The organism is Pseudomonas sp. LBUM1672, assembly GCF_059695655.1.
In genome coordinates, this window is the sequence record NZ_CP166781.1 from 5156127 (window position 1) to 5171305 (window position 15179).

Here is a 15179-nt window from a genome sequence, read left to right on the forward strand (position 1 = left end):
GTTCAGTTCTCCAGAACCAGTGAAGTATCGACCGTCGCCTCGTGATACAGGCGCAACGCCTCGCGCACCTGCCCGGCACTTTCCAGACCCAGGACCTGTTGGGCAATGGCCTGGCAGTCCACCAGATCCACTTCGCGAACGGCCGCCTTGATGGCCGGAATCAACGGCACACTCACTGACAGCTCATCCACCCCCAGCCCCAGCAACAGCGGCACGGCCAGCGTCTCGGAGGCCATGGCGCCACACACACCGACCCACTTGCCGTGGGCGTGCGCGGCCTTCACGGTGCTGACAATCAAGCGCAGCACCGCCGGATGAAAGCTGTCGGCCTGACTGGCCAGACGCGGGTGATCGCGGTCCATGGCCAGGGTGTATTGCGTGAGGTCGTTGGTGCCGATGGAAAAGAAATCCACCTCGGGTGCAAACAGATCGGCCATCAGTGCCGCCGCCGGCACTTCGATCATGATGCCCAGCTTGGGAAGTTCCGTGAGGCCCAACGCCAGCACCTCCTCTTCAAGCAGTTGCCGAGCCAGACGCAACTCCGAAAGCTGCGTCACCATCGGCAGCATGATGTGCAGGCGGGCCAGCCCGGCGCTGTTCAGAATGGCCTTGAACTGATCGCGCAAAAGCTGCGGGCGCTCCAGGCATAAACGAATCCCGCGCATGCCCAGGAACGGGTTGGTTTCGCTGTCCATCGGCACGTAGGCCAGCGGTTTGTCGCCGCCGACGTCCAGGGTGCGCACCACCAGATTGCGCGTTGGCCCAAGTGTCTTGGCGATGGCGCTGTAGATCGACGCCTGCTCGTCATGGCTCGGTGCATGGTTGCGATCCAGATAAAGAAACTCCGAACGCAGCAAACCGACGCCCTCGCCTCCCAGTGCCATCGCCTGTTCGGCTTCAGCCAGCGAAGCGATGTTGGCCGTGACTTCAAAATGATGACCGTCGCGGGTACAGGCGGCCTGCGTTGCGTGCGCCAACTCATGTTGCTGGCGTTGCTGTTGCAGCTGCCGTTTGGCTTGCAGCAGTTCAATGGCCTGCAGATCCGGATCCAGCTGCAGCTCGCCCTTGTCAGCATCGAGCAGCACCTGGGTGCCGTTGACCAGCGCCAGCACTTGCACCGGCAGCCCGCAGATCGCCGGCAACCCGAACGCCCGGGCGAGGATCGCGACGTGACTGGTGGCGCCGCCGCCGACCGTGGCGAAACCCAGCACCTTTCGGGTATCGAGCCCGGCAGTCTGTGACGGCGTCAGTTGTTCGGCGATCAGGATCGCCCCTTCCGGCAGCTCCATTGCCTGATCCTGTAGGCCAAGGATCAACTTGAGCACCCGCTGACTCACATCGGCCAGATCCGCAGCCCGCTCTGCGAGCAACGCATTGCCCAGGTTTTTGAACAAGGTGGCGGCCGACTCGGTGGCCGTACGCCAAGCGAAACCGGCGCTTTTGCCTTCGTTGATCTGCACATGAGCCACTTCCAGCAAACCCGGGTCTTCGAGCAGTTCCTGATGCGCCTTGAAGATGTCTGCCTGCGCGTCGCCAATGGCGCTGTCACGCAACTGTTGCAGATCCACCAGCGCCTCGGCCAGGGCGCGAGACAGATGATCGCGTTCAGCCTGCGGTGTAGTGCCGAGTTCATTCACTTCCAGGTTTTGCTCGGCTATCTGCACCACTTGGCCAAACGCCGATCCGGGCGATGCGCAAACTCCACGCAAAATGTTCAGCGATGAAGCCTCGATCGCATTCTTCTCAACCTGCGCCGAAGCTTCCACCGCTTCACCGCATCCAGTCATGAGCAGGTCAGTCAATGTCTTGATCGCCGCTTCAGCGTCCGGACCGGCCGCGCTGACTTGCAAAACGTCACCGTGAGCCGTCTGCAACGCCATGATCGCCACCAGGGATTTCCCGTTCGCACTCTCCTGCTTCTTATGCAGGCAAATGCTCGCCGAAAAACCTTTCGCCGCCTGGGCGAACACCGCGGCCGGACGGGCGTGCAAGCCATTCGGATTGGCCAGTGTCACCGGTTTGGAGAACACTGCTTCGTCTTCTTCCACTACCGGTGCATCCGTCCCCTGCTCAATCGGATTCAAACTCAAGAGCGGCTGACCACTTTCCACCAGGCCCGTTTCCGGCGTCACCCAGGCGAACGGCTCACCGCTGACCACCAGCATCAACGTCAGCAGGCTGCGGGCATTCGTCGCAACAAAATCGGCATCGAACTCGATCAGCGCCTGCCCGACATCAACCTGCTGGCCCTCCTCCACCAGTTGCGTGAACCCCTTGCCTGCCAGGTTCACCGTGTCGAGGCCGATGTGCATCAACACCTGCACGCCGTTTTCGTCGGTGATGCTGACCGCATGCCCACTGGCCTGCACATTGCTGACAACCCCTGCCAGCGGCGCACACAAGGTCGATGAAGTCGGATCGATGCACACGCCATCGCCGATCACGCGGCTGGAAAACACCGGATCGGGCACGAGGTCCAGTGGCATCAATACGCCGGACAACGGGGCGTGCAGTTGCAATTGTTGGGGTGTGGCCATGACGTCACCTGCTGTTTTGTTCTTTGAAGTGCCGATGGAGCGCGAGGCTCCGACAGCATCGCTTATTTCCACCAGTACTCGACCTGCAATCCGACATTCGAGCCGTGCCGCGCCGTGCCGAAGGCGCCGGTATCGGACAACGCCGAACCCGCCGCCAGTTCATTGGCCGCCCGTTTGGCCGCCTCGTTCCAGCTGGCATAGGTGTAATACAGACGCACCTCGGGGCGAGCCCAGAATTCCGGGCCTTTGGGCGACCACGTCGGAGCGAAGGTGAACTTGCTCAGCTTGCGTGTGCCGCCCTCGGCTTCGACCTGATCGTGACCCAGTTCGGTCACCAGCTTGAACTGCTCGGTGATCGCGTAGGCCGGGCGAATCCCCAGGGAAATCCAGTTCTGGTCGGCACCGTCCGGGCGAATGTCTTTCTGGTAAACCGCCTCGAGTTGCCCACCGAACCGCGGTGTCACTTGCCAGTCGAAAAACTCCACCACACGATAGCTTTTGTTGCTGTCGTCCAGTTTCACGTTACCGGTATAGCCCAACCCGGTGCCGGGGCCTTCGCCATACTGGAAGGCCAGTTTGTTCTTGCCGCCCAGAAAGCCTTTCTGCACATGCTGAGTGGTGATTGCCCAGCCGCGGTGTGCATTGCGGCTGTCGGGTTTGTCGATGTAGCTCAGGCCGAATTCCAGTTCACCACCGGGGTTAGTGTTGAAACCGGCGACGTTGAAATCGTGACGATTGATGTAGTCCTTCTGGTACAGGTTGTCCTTGCGTGAAAAGGCATAGCTGTATTTCAGATCGCCGATCAGCACATCCTCGATACCGCCGCCGGTGGCGCTCTGGTTCCAGTAGTAGAAGTCGGAAATATGGATGTCGTTTCGCTTGTAGTAACGTCGACCGGCCCACAACGAGCCGCCGTTGAGGCTCGGCATGTTCGACCATTGCGCGTAAAGCTGTGGCAGGCGCACCGAGCCGTTATCGCCATTGAACGTCAGGTCCTTGTCGTACTGGTTATACAGCGAAGCCATGCCGTCGACACTCAGCACCGAACCGTCGTCCAGGGTGTACAGGTCCTGGCGTAGTTCGAGTTCACCATACTGCTCACACTCGTTGCCCAAGCGGTATTTGGTCTGCGCGCCGGGCAGCTGGAAACACTGCTGTTTACCACTGTTGACCGACGTTCCGACGCCGCTGCGCAAGTAACCGCCGAACTCCAGGGCCTGCGCCGACAATGGCAACGCCAGGCATACGCTCGCGACGGCAAGACTGCGATTTAGTGTTGTTTTCAAGAACCACCCCATTATTTTTATTGTGTTGTTCTGCAAATTCGGCGCGCAAAACTCTCCCGCGCAGCGTTCTGCGTGTTTTTAAAATCGGTGTTTTTTAGTGGTCGGTCAGTCGGTCAGGTGCAAAACGAATGACTCATAGGGCCTGAGAAGAATCTGCCGATTTCGCTGCGGGCAGTCCGGGTAGTTGCTGATGACCAGACGCTGAGCCATCGCTTCGCTGATCACGTCATCCGTCAGTTCGACTTCGCACGGCGTGCCATAGAAGTTGTTCAGTACCAGCAAACGTTCGCCATTCCCTTCGCGGACATACGCCCAGATCTGCGTGTGCTCCGGCAACAACTGCCGATAGACGCCATCGCAGATCAGCGCTTCACTGCGGCGCAGGGCAATCAACTGACGATAGTGATGCAACACGGAATCCGGGTCGTCGAGCTGGGAGGCGACGTTGATCTGCGTCGCGTTGGCCGGTACGCCGATCCAGGGTTCTGCGGCGCTGAATCCGGCGTTCGGCTCGGCGTTCCAGTGCATCGGCGTACGGCCGTTGTCCCGGGACTTCTGCATGATCGCCGCCATGTTGTCGGCATCGCTAGCACCGGCTTCGCGCTTGAGCCGGAAGATGTTCAGCGTCTCGACATCGCGATACTGATCGATGTGATCAAACCCCGGATTGGTCATGCCCAACTCTTCGCCCTGATACACAAACGGCGTGCCCTGAAGGAAGTGCAGCGCGGTGCCGAGCATCTTCGCCGACACCACGCGATGCTCGCCGTCATGGCCAAAACGCGAGACCACGCGCGGCTGGTCGTGGTTACACCAGAACAGCGCATTCCAGCCACCGCCGGCCTGCATACCGGTCTGCCAGTCCGAGAGGATGCGCTTGAGTTGGAGGAAGTCGAAGTCGGCGCGGATCCACTTCTGCAGGTTCGGGTAATCGACCTTCAGATGGTGGAAGTTGAAGGTCATCGACAGTTCTTTTGAATCCGGCTTCGAGTAGCGAATGCAGTGCTCAAGGCTGGTGGAGGACATCTCGCCAACGTTGATCAGGTCGTGACCTTCGAAGACTTCGCGGTGCATTTGCTGCAAGTACTCATGCACATTCGGGCCGTCGGTGTAGAAGCGTCGCCCGTCGGTGTTGTCCTCGGGGAAATCCGCCGGTTTGGAGATCAGATTGATCACATCGAGACGGAAACCGCCCACGCCTTTATCGCGCCAGAAACGCATCATCTTGAAGACTTCGGCGCGCACCTTCGGGTTGTCCCAATTCAGGTCGGCCTGGGTGTGATCGAACAGATGCAGGAAGTATTGGCCGGTTTGCGCCTCGTATTCCCAGGCCGAACCGCCGAACTTGGATTCCCAGTTGTTCGGCTGATCGCGCCAGATGTAGAAGTCGCGGTACGGGTTGTCGAGGCTGCTGCGGGCCTGCTGGAACCAGGTGTGTTCAATCGAGGTGTGGTTGACCACGATATCGAGCATCAACTTGATCCCGCGCTTGCCGGCCTCGGCGATCAATAACTCGCAATCGGCCATGGTCCCGTAGCTCGGGTCGATGGCGTAGTAATCGCTGATGTCGTAACCATTGTCGCGCTGGGGCGAACGCAGGAACGGCGTGATCCAAAGGCAATCGACACCCAGCCAGTGCAGGTAATCGAGCTTGGCCACGACGCCGAGCAAATCACCCGTGGGGTTGCCGGCGTGGCTGTGAAAACTCTTCGGGTAGATCTGGTAGATCACCGAACGTTGCCAGTCTTGCATGGCGCTATTCCTTCAATAAGTTTTGTAAGGGCCTTGAGGGCCCCTTCGCGAGCAAGCCCGCTCCCACATTGGAATGCAGTCAACCTGTAGGAGCGAGCTTGCTCGCGAATGCGATCTTTCAGGCGACCCGAAACCCTGGCCGGACAATCTTCATGCTCAACCCACAGGTCAGAACAAACGGCACCACCATCGCGATGACCATCCCGATCACGAACATCGGAATGAACTGCGGAATGATCGAGATGAAACCAGGCAAGCCGCCGACCCCGATGGCCGAGGCCTGGACCTTGTTCATCGACAGGAAGATGCAGCCCAGGGCCGAACCGCACAGGGCCGCATAGAACGGAAATTTGTAGCGCAGGTTGACCCCGAACATGGCCGGTTCGGTGATGCCGAAATAAGCGGAAATCGCCGAGGTCGAGGCCATGCTTTTATCGCGCACATTGCGGGTCATGTAGAACACCGCCAGTGCCGCGCTGCCCTGGGCGAGGTTGGACATGACGATCATCGGCCAGATGAACGTGCCGCCCTGGGTGGAGATCAGTTGCAAGTCGACTGCGAGGAACATGTGGTGCATGCCGGTGATCACCAGCGGCGCGTAGAGCAGCCCGAAAATCGCCCCGCCGACCATGGGCGCGAGGTCGAACAGCATGACCACGCCTTCGGTGATGAGAATCCCCAGATGACGGGTCACCGGGCCGATGACGGCCAGTGCCAGCACACCGGTGACAACGATGGTGGTAATCGGCACCACCAACAATTGCACCGCGTTCGGCACCCGCGCCCGCAGCCATTTTTCGATGACGCTCATCACATAGGCCGCCAGCAGGATCGGCAGGATCTGCCCCTGGTAACCGACCTTTTCGATCTGGAACAGCCCGAGGATGTCGAAGTACGGAAGGCTCTGGCCGTCGAGACCCGCAACGGCCTTTCCGTAGTTCCAGGCATTGAGCAGATCGGGGTGAACGAGCATCAGACCGAGCACGATACCGAGGATTTCACTGCCACCAAATCGCTTGGCCGCCGACCAGCCGACCAAGGCAGGCAGGAACACAAACGAAGTGTTGGCCATCAGGTTGATCAGGCTCCAGAGCCCGTCGAGTTTCGGGTAGGCGTCCAGCAGGGTCTGGCCCTCGATGAACATGCCCTTGGCGCCGATCAGGTTGTTGATGCCCATCAACAGCCCCGCAATGATCAGCGCCGGCAGGATCGGCATGAACACGTCGGAAAACACCCGCACCAGACGCTGCATGGCGTTTATCTTGTCGGCGCTTTTTTGTTTAACGTCGGCGATGGTTGAAGCGGCGAGACCGGTTTGACGGCGCAGTTCGGCGTAGACCTTTTCAACTTCGCCGGGGCCGATGACCACCTGGAACAAGCCGCCAGTGAAGAACGAGCCTTTGACCAGGTCGATCTGGTTCAGTGTGGCGCTGTTGACCAGTCTCGGGTCCTTGAGGGCCAGGCGCAGGCGTGTGACGCAGTGCGCGGCCTGCTCGAGGTTGTCGCTGCCGCCGAGGCTTTGCAGCAGCTCGCTGGCGATATTCGGATAGTCGTGGCTCATGCTTTTCTTCCGCTGTAGTTTTTTGTTTTTGGCAGCACGCCGAAGCGAAAAGTACTCGTCTGTACGAGTTAAAGCAACAACTCGTACAGACGAGTTTGATTTTGTTTATTCTGAACCCGACCGGCGGCGAAGTTTCCTACTCCTAGAAGGGATGAAACCTAAAGCTGCATGGACAAACCCCTACCCTGCCCTTAAGGTTCGAAACCTTGAGTACATCGCGGCACAGAGCCATCCCCATGAGTAAATACAACCAGATCTACAGCGATCTGCTTGCCAGCATCACGACCGAACGTCTGGAACGCGGCGCACGGTTGCCTTCTGAAACCGAATTGATGGACAGCTACCAGGCCAGCCGAGGCACCGTGCGCAAGGCCATCGAGCAATTGCAGGAGCGTGGTTTCGCCCAGAAAGTCCACGGTAAAGGCACCTTCGTGCTGTCGACCAACCCGATCGAATTCCAGCTGGGCGGCATCGTCAGCTTCCAGGAGACTTATCCGCGACTGGGCAACGACGTCAGCACCGAGGTGGTGGAATTCACCCAAATCCCCCTCGAAGGGCCGCTGCTCGAACACATCAAAGCTGAAAAAGGCAGCCTGATCACGCGGATCAAGCGCGTGCGGCGCATCGACGGCAAACGCGTGATCCTCGATATCAACCATTTTGTCAGCGACGTGATTCCCGGCCTGTCCCGCGACATCGCCGAGCAGTCGATCTACGCCTTTATCGAGCAGACCCTGCAACTGCAAATCGCCTACGCCCAGCGCACTATCGAAGCAGTGCCGCGGAGCAAGGACGACCAGCACCATCTGGACCTCGACGGCCAAAGCCATGTGATCGTGGTCAGCAACCAGACCTTCCTGCAGGACGGTCGCCAGTTCGAGTACACCGAATCTCGGCATACCCTCGACAAATTCTACTTTTCGGATGTGGCACGGCGCTGACCCTACACGCTTCAGAATCGCGTTTGGGCATAACTATGTAGTGCACTTGCCTTGAGCAAATGGGCCATTCTCACCGCCCATTTTCTCAAGGAGCGAGAGCATGCCTGTTGATCAACAAATTGAAGTGCCCACCACTGCCGCCGATAAGGATCAGCTGAAAGTCATCGCGCCCGTCATCGTCACGGCCTGTCCCGACTTGCAGGAAGAAGCCCATGCGATGGCCACCGAAATCCTCGCAAAGCATGGCATTACCGGCCTGGACCCGGATCGGGTCTGGTGGCATCGGTTCAACAATGTGTCAGCCAGCAGCACCAAGGCCTTCCTCGGCTGGGAACACGGTCCTAAACCCAGTGAATCAATGACCCTGACTCAACTGGTCATTCATCGGTATTACGTCACCGATCAGGACTACGCCGACCAACTGGACGCTTACGGCGGGTTTTACACCGCTGACGCTACCGCGAGCATTTTCAACGAAACCAATGAAGTGCGGATGTACCCCAGCGAAGTGCTCAAGGACTTCTGGCACGAGACCTTCAGCGACCGTTATCTGAACAAACTGAACGCCTACTGGAGCGCACATTTCGATGACTACCGGGCCTTGGCGAAATGCAATTTCCTGAGTAAAGCCGTCGAGGCACGGGAAAACGGTACGCTCCAGGAGGAAGAGTTTCAAACCCTCATCCGGGCCGTCGCCGCTGACAAAAGCTGGCCGATCACCCTGGAGACCTTGCGTGCGCAAACCTCTGTTCCCGCCGACCTGCGGGTGTGCGCCCTTGACGTCGCCGGGCATGTCGCCACGGACATTCTGCGCATTGTCGACAGCAGTGGCCGGCAAATCACCTACGTTCCCGGCGCCGCAGAAGCCTTCCATGTGCATCCGACGCTGACGGACATGCACTGGTGGATCTTGCTGCAAATGAACGATGACGCGCGCTATGCCGAATTCATGACCCATTTCCCGCTGTCGGTGCGTCAGGAAATCCACGACAACATCACGCCCCTGATGAATCAGTTGGTGGGCACGTGGGGCAAATACGACCACCATTTGATCAATCAGAAGAACATCACCATCGGCGGCGACGCGTTTACATGGCTGAGCGGCAATGTCCGGAGCGCGATGTCGGAAGAAGCGGATCTGTCCCTGGTCACCAATGGACAACTGCGCAAAGGCATGTGGCTCGGCTACCTGACTGCCGGGCTGCACGTCTTCGGACCGCTGGCACTGCTCGGCTGGCCGATTGCGCTGCCGGTGATTGGAGCCAGCATCGCTTCAATGGGCTTGAACATCGACAAGGCCGTCAACGGCAAAACCGTGGCGGAGCGCAAGGCCGGCGTCAAAGGCGCCGTGCTGGATGGCATCAACCTCCTGTTCAACCTTCCGCTGCTCAAGGAGGTCGAAGTTCTGGAGGAAGTCGGCGCTTCAGCCGAGGCCGCCGAAGCCGCCGAAATGGCCAGGCTGCAGGAGGCCAACAACCCTTCTGAGCCGATCGGTGCACAAGACCCGGAGGTATCTGACGGTTCAGAGCGCGCAACCACTCAACTTCAAGAGTTCATCCCCCTGAGACCGGCACCGGCACCGGCACAGCACTTTGAAGTACCGGAGAACTGGCAAAGCAACGAGATTCTGGAAAGTGAGGCGCCACTCGCCACCAGTGGCAAGTTCCAGGGCATCTACACACTCAACTCCAACCCCTCGACTGCCATCATGATGAACGACGTGGCTTACTACGTGCGCTACGAAGCCGACATCAACGGCGGCGGTAACTGGGCCATCATCGACCCGGCAAACCCTCACGCCTCCTCAGGATCGATACCTGTCCACTTGAATGACGAGGGCGAGTGGGAGCTGATACCGAAATCCGGTTTAAAGGCTGGCGGCAACGACGGCCTCGCCGCTGTTCCGGGACCGTCCCGGTTGCCCGACCCTGTCCGACCACCGGAAGAACTTCGCGTACCCTCGACGAAATACGATACCCCCAATGGGCGGTCACTTAACGTCCTGGCGCTAGGTAAAAAAGAAACGCATATAAAAGTCATCAACCTTCCCGATGGGCGCCTAAAAGGGATGACTCCGTATGAAGAGTTCGTCGCTGGACGTCGCGCAACCCTATTGAGCGATACTCGCGCCGCGCTTTCGAAAAAGAACTTTTTTTCCTCATTACCAGCACGTCCGGTACAACCCGTCATTACGCCATCCATGACCGTGCAGGAACTCATCGAGAAGATATTCGACGCCGCGCCCGGGTTAGTGATTGGTGAAAGCCAGGATCGAATTGCCAGCATGCAGTTCCTGATCGAGAACATGCAGACATTGGCCCGGCAAGGCGTCAAGACGATCTATATGCATCGCTTGCTCAACGATTTCAATCAGTTAGACCTGAATATTTTCGCCAGAAGCGAAAAGATGGACGGCATGCTCGAAAAATATCTGAAGCAGTTACAAAGCGATCCGACCGGACAGTTCACCCCCCTTGAGGTCGTCAAGGTGGCTCGCGAGAACGGTATCCGGATCCAGGCGATCGACTGTCTCGCAAGTTACCGCTATCCAGCATCGTCCTTCATTGACGTTCAGGAACAATCCATTAAAAACTACCTCACCACTGCGATCATGCGTGCCGATGAAGCGCTTGGCAGGACAGGTAAATGGGTCGTACTGACAGGCCAGGAAAACACCAATACCTTTAGAGGGATGGCCGGCATCAGTGAAATGAATGGCGGTATCGGTTTGCGTATTGAGGAGGTACTTCCCGAACACAGCCTGCAAATAGAGATAGATCACGGCGTAGAGATGGGCCGTAATGCCAGCCCGCTTCCCGTCAACTTTCATGGAGATTTCGACACCTTGTATGCCGATATCAACCTGCAGGTCCCCTTGCCCATGCTGCAACGAACCCCGGTTGAAATAGATCGCATCCTGTTCCGTCAGGGAATGTTCTCCTTCAAGGAATCCAATGGAGCCTGGACACTGATCCATCGCAGCAGGACCGGTCTGATCACCGAAACGCTGGTTGAACGAACAGCCGATGGGCAATACCTGGTCAATCGCCCCGCCTGGGCCGATATCCATCAAAAACCTTACTCTGGACTGGTCGATCTCTCGCACGCCCTCACCCGCATGGGCATGAAACTCGAAGGACGCTTGCCCATGTAGGAAAACACCGTACCGCGATACGCAAAAGGCCCCGTGAACTCACATTCACGGGGCCTTTCGGTTGTCACGGACGATCAGTCAGACCGGGATCACTCCCACTCGATCGTCGCTGGCGGCTTGCTCGACACGTCGTATGTGACGCGGGAGATGCCCTCGATTTCGTTGATGATCCGGCCGCTGACGGTTTCCAGCAGTTCGTAAGGCAGGTGTGCCCAACGCGCGGTCATGAAGTCGATGGTTTCCACGGCACGCAGGGCCACGACCCAGGCGTAACGACGGCCATCGCCTACAACGCCAACCGATTTCACCGGCTGGAACACCACGAATGCCTGGCTGACCTTGTGGTACCAGTCGGCCTTGCGCAGTTCTTCGATGAAGATGTGGTCGGCGCGACGCAGCAGGTCGGCGTATTCCTTCTTCACTTCACCGAGAATCCGCACGCCCAGGCCCGGGCCCGGGAACGGGTGACGGTAGACCATGTCGTACGGCAGGCCGAGTTCCAGGCCCAGACGACGGACTTCGTCCTTGAACAGCTCGCGCAGGGGTTCAACCAGCTTGAGGTTCATTTCTTCCGGCAGGCCGCCCACGTTGTGGTGCGACTTGATCACGTGAGCCTTGCCGCTTTTGGCGCCAGCCGACTCGATCACGTCCGGGTAGATGGTGCCTTGGGCGAGGTACTTGATGTTGTCCAGTTTGTTGGACTGGGCATCGAAGACGTCGATGAAGGTACGGCCGATGATCTTGCGCTTCTTCTCTGGGTCGCTTTCGCCAGCCAGGTTGTCGAGGAACTGGTCTTCAGCGTTGGCGCGGATCACCTTGACGCCCATGTTCTCGGCGAACATGGCCATCACTTGCTCGCCTTCGTGCAGACGCAGCAGGCCGTTGTCGACGAAGACGCAGGTCAGCTGGTCGCCGATGGCTTTGTGCAACAGCGCGGCAACCACCGAGGAGTCAACGCCGCCGGACAGGCCGAGCAAGACGTTGTCGGTGCCGACTTGGGCGCGAACCTGGGCGATGGCGTCTTCAGCGATCTTCGACGGCGTCCACAGGGCTTCACAGCCGCAGATGTCGAGGATGAAGCGCGACAGGATGCGACCGCCCTGCTTGGTGTGGGTCACTTCCGGGTGGAACTGCACGCCGTAGTAGCCGCGAGCGTCGTCGAACATGCCGGCAATCGGGCAGCTCGGGGTGCTGGCCAGGATGTGGAATTCCTGCGGCATCTTGGTGACTTTGTCACCGTGGCTCATCCACACGTCGAGGCCGAACAGGCCATCAGCGTCGATGTGATCTTCGATGCCGTCGAGCAGGCGGCTCTTGCCGACTACGTCAACGCGGGCGTAACCGAACTCACGCAGCTCGGAACCTTCAACCTTGCCACCCAGCTGTTCAGCCATGGTCTGCATGCCGTAGCAGATACCGAAGACCGGTACGCCCAGGTCGAACACCGCTTGCGGGCAGCGAGGGCTGTTGGCTTCGTGCACGGACTCGGGGCCGCCGGCGAGAATGACGCCTTTTGGAGCGAATTCGCGAATCGCTTCTTCATCCATATCGAACGGATGCAGTTCGCAGTACACGCCGATTTCACGCACGCGGCGGGCAATCAGTTGGGTGTACTGGGAACCGAAATCGAGGATCAGGATGCGGTGAGCGTGAATGTCGAGGGCCATGATTCAGTCTCGTCTAAGTAATTCAGAAACAGTCGTGATTCAGAAACAACTCGGGGCTGAATAAAACAGCCCCGGTTACTTAACTTTTTGCTGGAAGCCTCAACCTACGCGGTAGTTTGGCGCTTCTTTGGTGATCTGTACGTCGTGGACGTGGGACTCGGCCATGCCAGCGCCGGTGATCCGCACGAACTCAGGCTTGGTGCGCATTTCTTCGATGTCGGCACTGCCGGTGTAGCCCATCGAGGAACGCAGGCCGCCCATCAGTTGATGGATGATGGCGCTCAGGCTGCCCTTATAAGGAACACGCCCTTCGATGCCTTCCGGAACCAGCTTCTCGGCGCCCGCGGAGGAGTCCTGGAAGTAACGGTCGGAAGAACCTTGAGCCTGGGACATGGCGCCCAGCGAACCCATGCCGCGGTAAGCCTTGTACGAACGACCCTGAAACAGTTCGATCTCGCCCGGCGCTTCTTCAGTACCGGCGAACATCGAGCCCATCATCACGCAGGAAGCACCGGCTACGATGGCCTTGGACAGGTCACCGGAGAACCGGATGCCGCCGTCGGCGATCAACGGAACGCCGGTGCCTTCAAGGGCAGCGGCGACGTTGGCGATGGCACTGATTTGCGGGACGCCGACACCGGCGACGATACGGGTGGTGCAGATCGAGCCCGGGCCGATACCGACCTTGACTGCGTCAGCGCCGGCTTCGGCCAGGGCCTTGGCGGCAGCGCCGGTGGCGATGTTGCCGCCGATGACCTGCACTTCAGGGAAATTCTGTTTGACCCAGCGAACGCGGTCGATCACGCCTTTGGAGTGACCGTGAGCGGTGTCGACCACCACTACGTCAACGCCGGCATTGACCAGGGCAGCTACGCGGTCACCGGTGTCTTTACCGGTGCCGACGGCAGCGCCAACGCGCAGACGACCTTGATCGTCCTTGCTGGCCAGCGGGTAAGCCTTGGCTTTTTCGATGTCGTTGACGGTCATCATGCCTTTGAGGGCGAATTTGTCGTCGACGATCAGGACGCGTTCGATGCGGTGTTTGTGCAACAGCTCGCGAACGTCGTTCTTGTCGGCGCCTTCCTTGACCGTGACCAGACGCTCTTTAGGCGTCATCACTTCGCGGACAGTGGCTTCCAGACGATTTTCGAAACGCACGTCACGGGAAGTGACGATGCCGACCAGGTCGCCATTGTGCAAAACCGGAACGCCGGAGATGTTGTGCTGGCGGGTCAGTTCGAACAGTTCACGAACGGTGGCGTCGGCCTCGATCGTGATCGGGTCCTTGACCACACCGGCTTCGTAACGCTTGACCTTGCGGACTTCGGCAGCTTGCTGCTCGATGGTCATGTTCTTGTGGATGATGCCGATGCCACCTTCCTGAGCCATGGCAATTGCCAGACGGGCTTCAGTGACGGTGTCCATGGCGGCAGAAACCAGAGGAATATTCAGCTCGATGCCACGGGTTAGGCGGGTCTTGAGACTGACTTCGTTAGGAAGCACCTCGGAATAACCAGGCACTAGGAGAATGTCGTCGAATGTCAGAGCTTCTTGGCTGATACGCAGCATCGCGGGGGCTCCCGAGCGGGAAAATGGAAGCGCGCCATTATAGTCAGACACCCCCTCGGGTTCAATGTAAAACTCTGTCTATTATTAGCATTACTGATATACGGGGATTGTCGCTTCCTACAACTCGACTTTCACCCAACTGACAGGCTGATCGAGCCAATCGGCAAATTCATCGATAAAGCTCTGCTTGAACCCGGCCTCGGCCCAGTTGTTGAAGATGAAACCCAGGTTGGAAAAACCGCACTCCTGCAGGAAAAGAAAGCCGTTGATGTCGTCTTCATGCCCGCATTCCGGGCAGGTGAAGTTATCGGTGCGCCCCGGCATCCAGTCTTCCAGGCTTTCGAACAGCGCTTCGCCGACTTCCTTGCGGCACTCGGCGCAACCCGCCTCCTCCAGGAAACCCTTGGCCGGCGTGTAAATGCAACGCTTGGTGATGATTTCCAGGCCATTGATCGGCTCGCCGAAAGGCAGGGCTTCCGGGTGAAGCACCACAGCGCGGGCACCGTCGCCGATGGCGTGAGCCATGCGATTACCCGTGCGGCCACAGGTGGTCAGTTCTTCTTTGACGATGTTCTTGCGCACCAGCCAGCGCACGACCGCCCGGGCCCGGGGTTCATGCACCGGCAGCGTGGAGATTTTCGGGACGATGATGCTTTGCGAATTCATGGATGCAGCCTACTGCGTTAAAGAGAAAGTTCTGCGGTGTGCCACC

At 58.8% G+C, this 15179-nt stretch carries 9 protein-coding genes; 2 read left to right on the top strand and 7 right to left on the bottom strand.

Going from position 1 to position 15179, the window contains the following annotated elements; all coding sequences use genetic code 11:
* Positions 1–2 precede the first annotated feature (2 nt).
* The 4 genes from ptsP to treP form a co-directional block, all read right to left on the bottom strand.
* Positions 3–2537: a phosphoenolpyruvate--protein phosphotransferase gene (ptsP, locus tag ACA053_RS23510; RefSeq protein WP_497393830.1), complete on the bottom strand. Its 2535-nt coding sequence runs from the start codon at positions 2535–2537 to the stop codon at positions 3–5.
* A gap of 62 nt (positions 2538–2599) precedes the next feature.
* Positions 2600–3823 carry a maltoporin gene (locus ACA053_RS23515; RefSeq protein ID WP_497393831.1) on the bottom strand — a complete coding sequence of 408 codons (1224 nt, stop codon included), beginning with the start codon at positions 3821–3823 and terminating at the stop codon, positions 2600–2602.
* Between the two features lie 105 nt (positions 3824–3928).
* Positions 3929–5575, bottom strand: coding sequence for an alpha,alpha-phosphotrehalase (gene treC / locus ACA053_RS23520; RefSeq protein ID WP_497313491.1), 1647 nt, complete (start codon positions 5573–5575; stop codon positions 3929–3931).
* A 118-nt stretch (positions 5576–5693) separates the two neighbouring features.
* A complete protein-coding gene (treP, locus tag ACA053_RS23525) occupies positions 5694–7136 on the bottom strand; it encodes a PTS system trehalose-specific EIIBC component (RefSeq protein ID WP_497393832.1) in 1443 nt (480 codons plus the stop codon).
* A 236-nt stretch (positions 7137–7372) separates the two neighbouring features.
* Between treP and treR the strand changes: the two genes are divergently transcribed.
* Both treR and ACA053_RS23535 read left to right on the top strand, forming a co-directional pair.
* Positions 7373–8077 (top strand): trehalose operon repressor, encoded by a 705-nt coding sequence (treR, locus tag ACA053_RS23530; RefSeq protein WP_497313493.1) that lies wholly within the window; start codon positions 7373–7375, stop codon positions 8075–8077.
* Between the two features lie 100 nt (positions 8078–8177).
* Positions 8178–11231 (top strand): membrane-targeted effector domain-containing toxin, encoded by a 3054-nt coding sequence (locus ACA053_RS23535; protein ID WP_497393833.1) that lies wholly within the window; start codon positions 8178–8180, stop codon positions 11229–11231.
* Between the two features lie 89 nt (positions 11232–11320).
* On the opposite strand, the gene guaA is transcribed toward ACA053_RS23535, so the two are convergent.
* From guaA to ACA053_RS23550, 3 genes are all read right to left on the bottom strand, one after another.
* Entirely contained in the window at positions 11321–12898 is a 1578-nt protein-coding gene (guaA, locus tag ACA053_RS23540) for a glutamine-hydrolyzing GMP synthase (RefSeq protein ID WP_109634585.1), read from the bottom strand.
* A 99-nt stretch (positions 12899–12997) separates the two neighbouring features.
* Positions 12998–14467 carry an IMP dehydrogenase gene (gene guaB, locus ACA053_RS23545; RefSeq protein ID WP_109634587.1) on the bottom strand — a complete coding sequence of 490 codons (1470 nt, stop codon included), beginning with the start codon at positions 14465–14467 and terminating at the stop codon, positions 12998–13000.
* Positions 14468–14584: 117 nt separating this feature from the next.
* Entirely contained in the window at positions 14585–15133 is a 549-nt protein-coding gene (locus ACA053_RS23550; protein WP_109634588.1) for a sugar ABC transporter ATPase, read from the bottom strand.
* Positions 15134–15179: the final 46 nt, after the last annotated feature.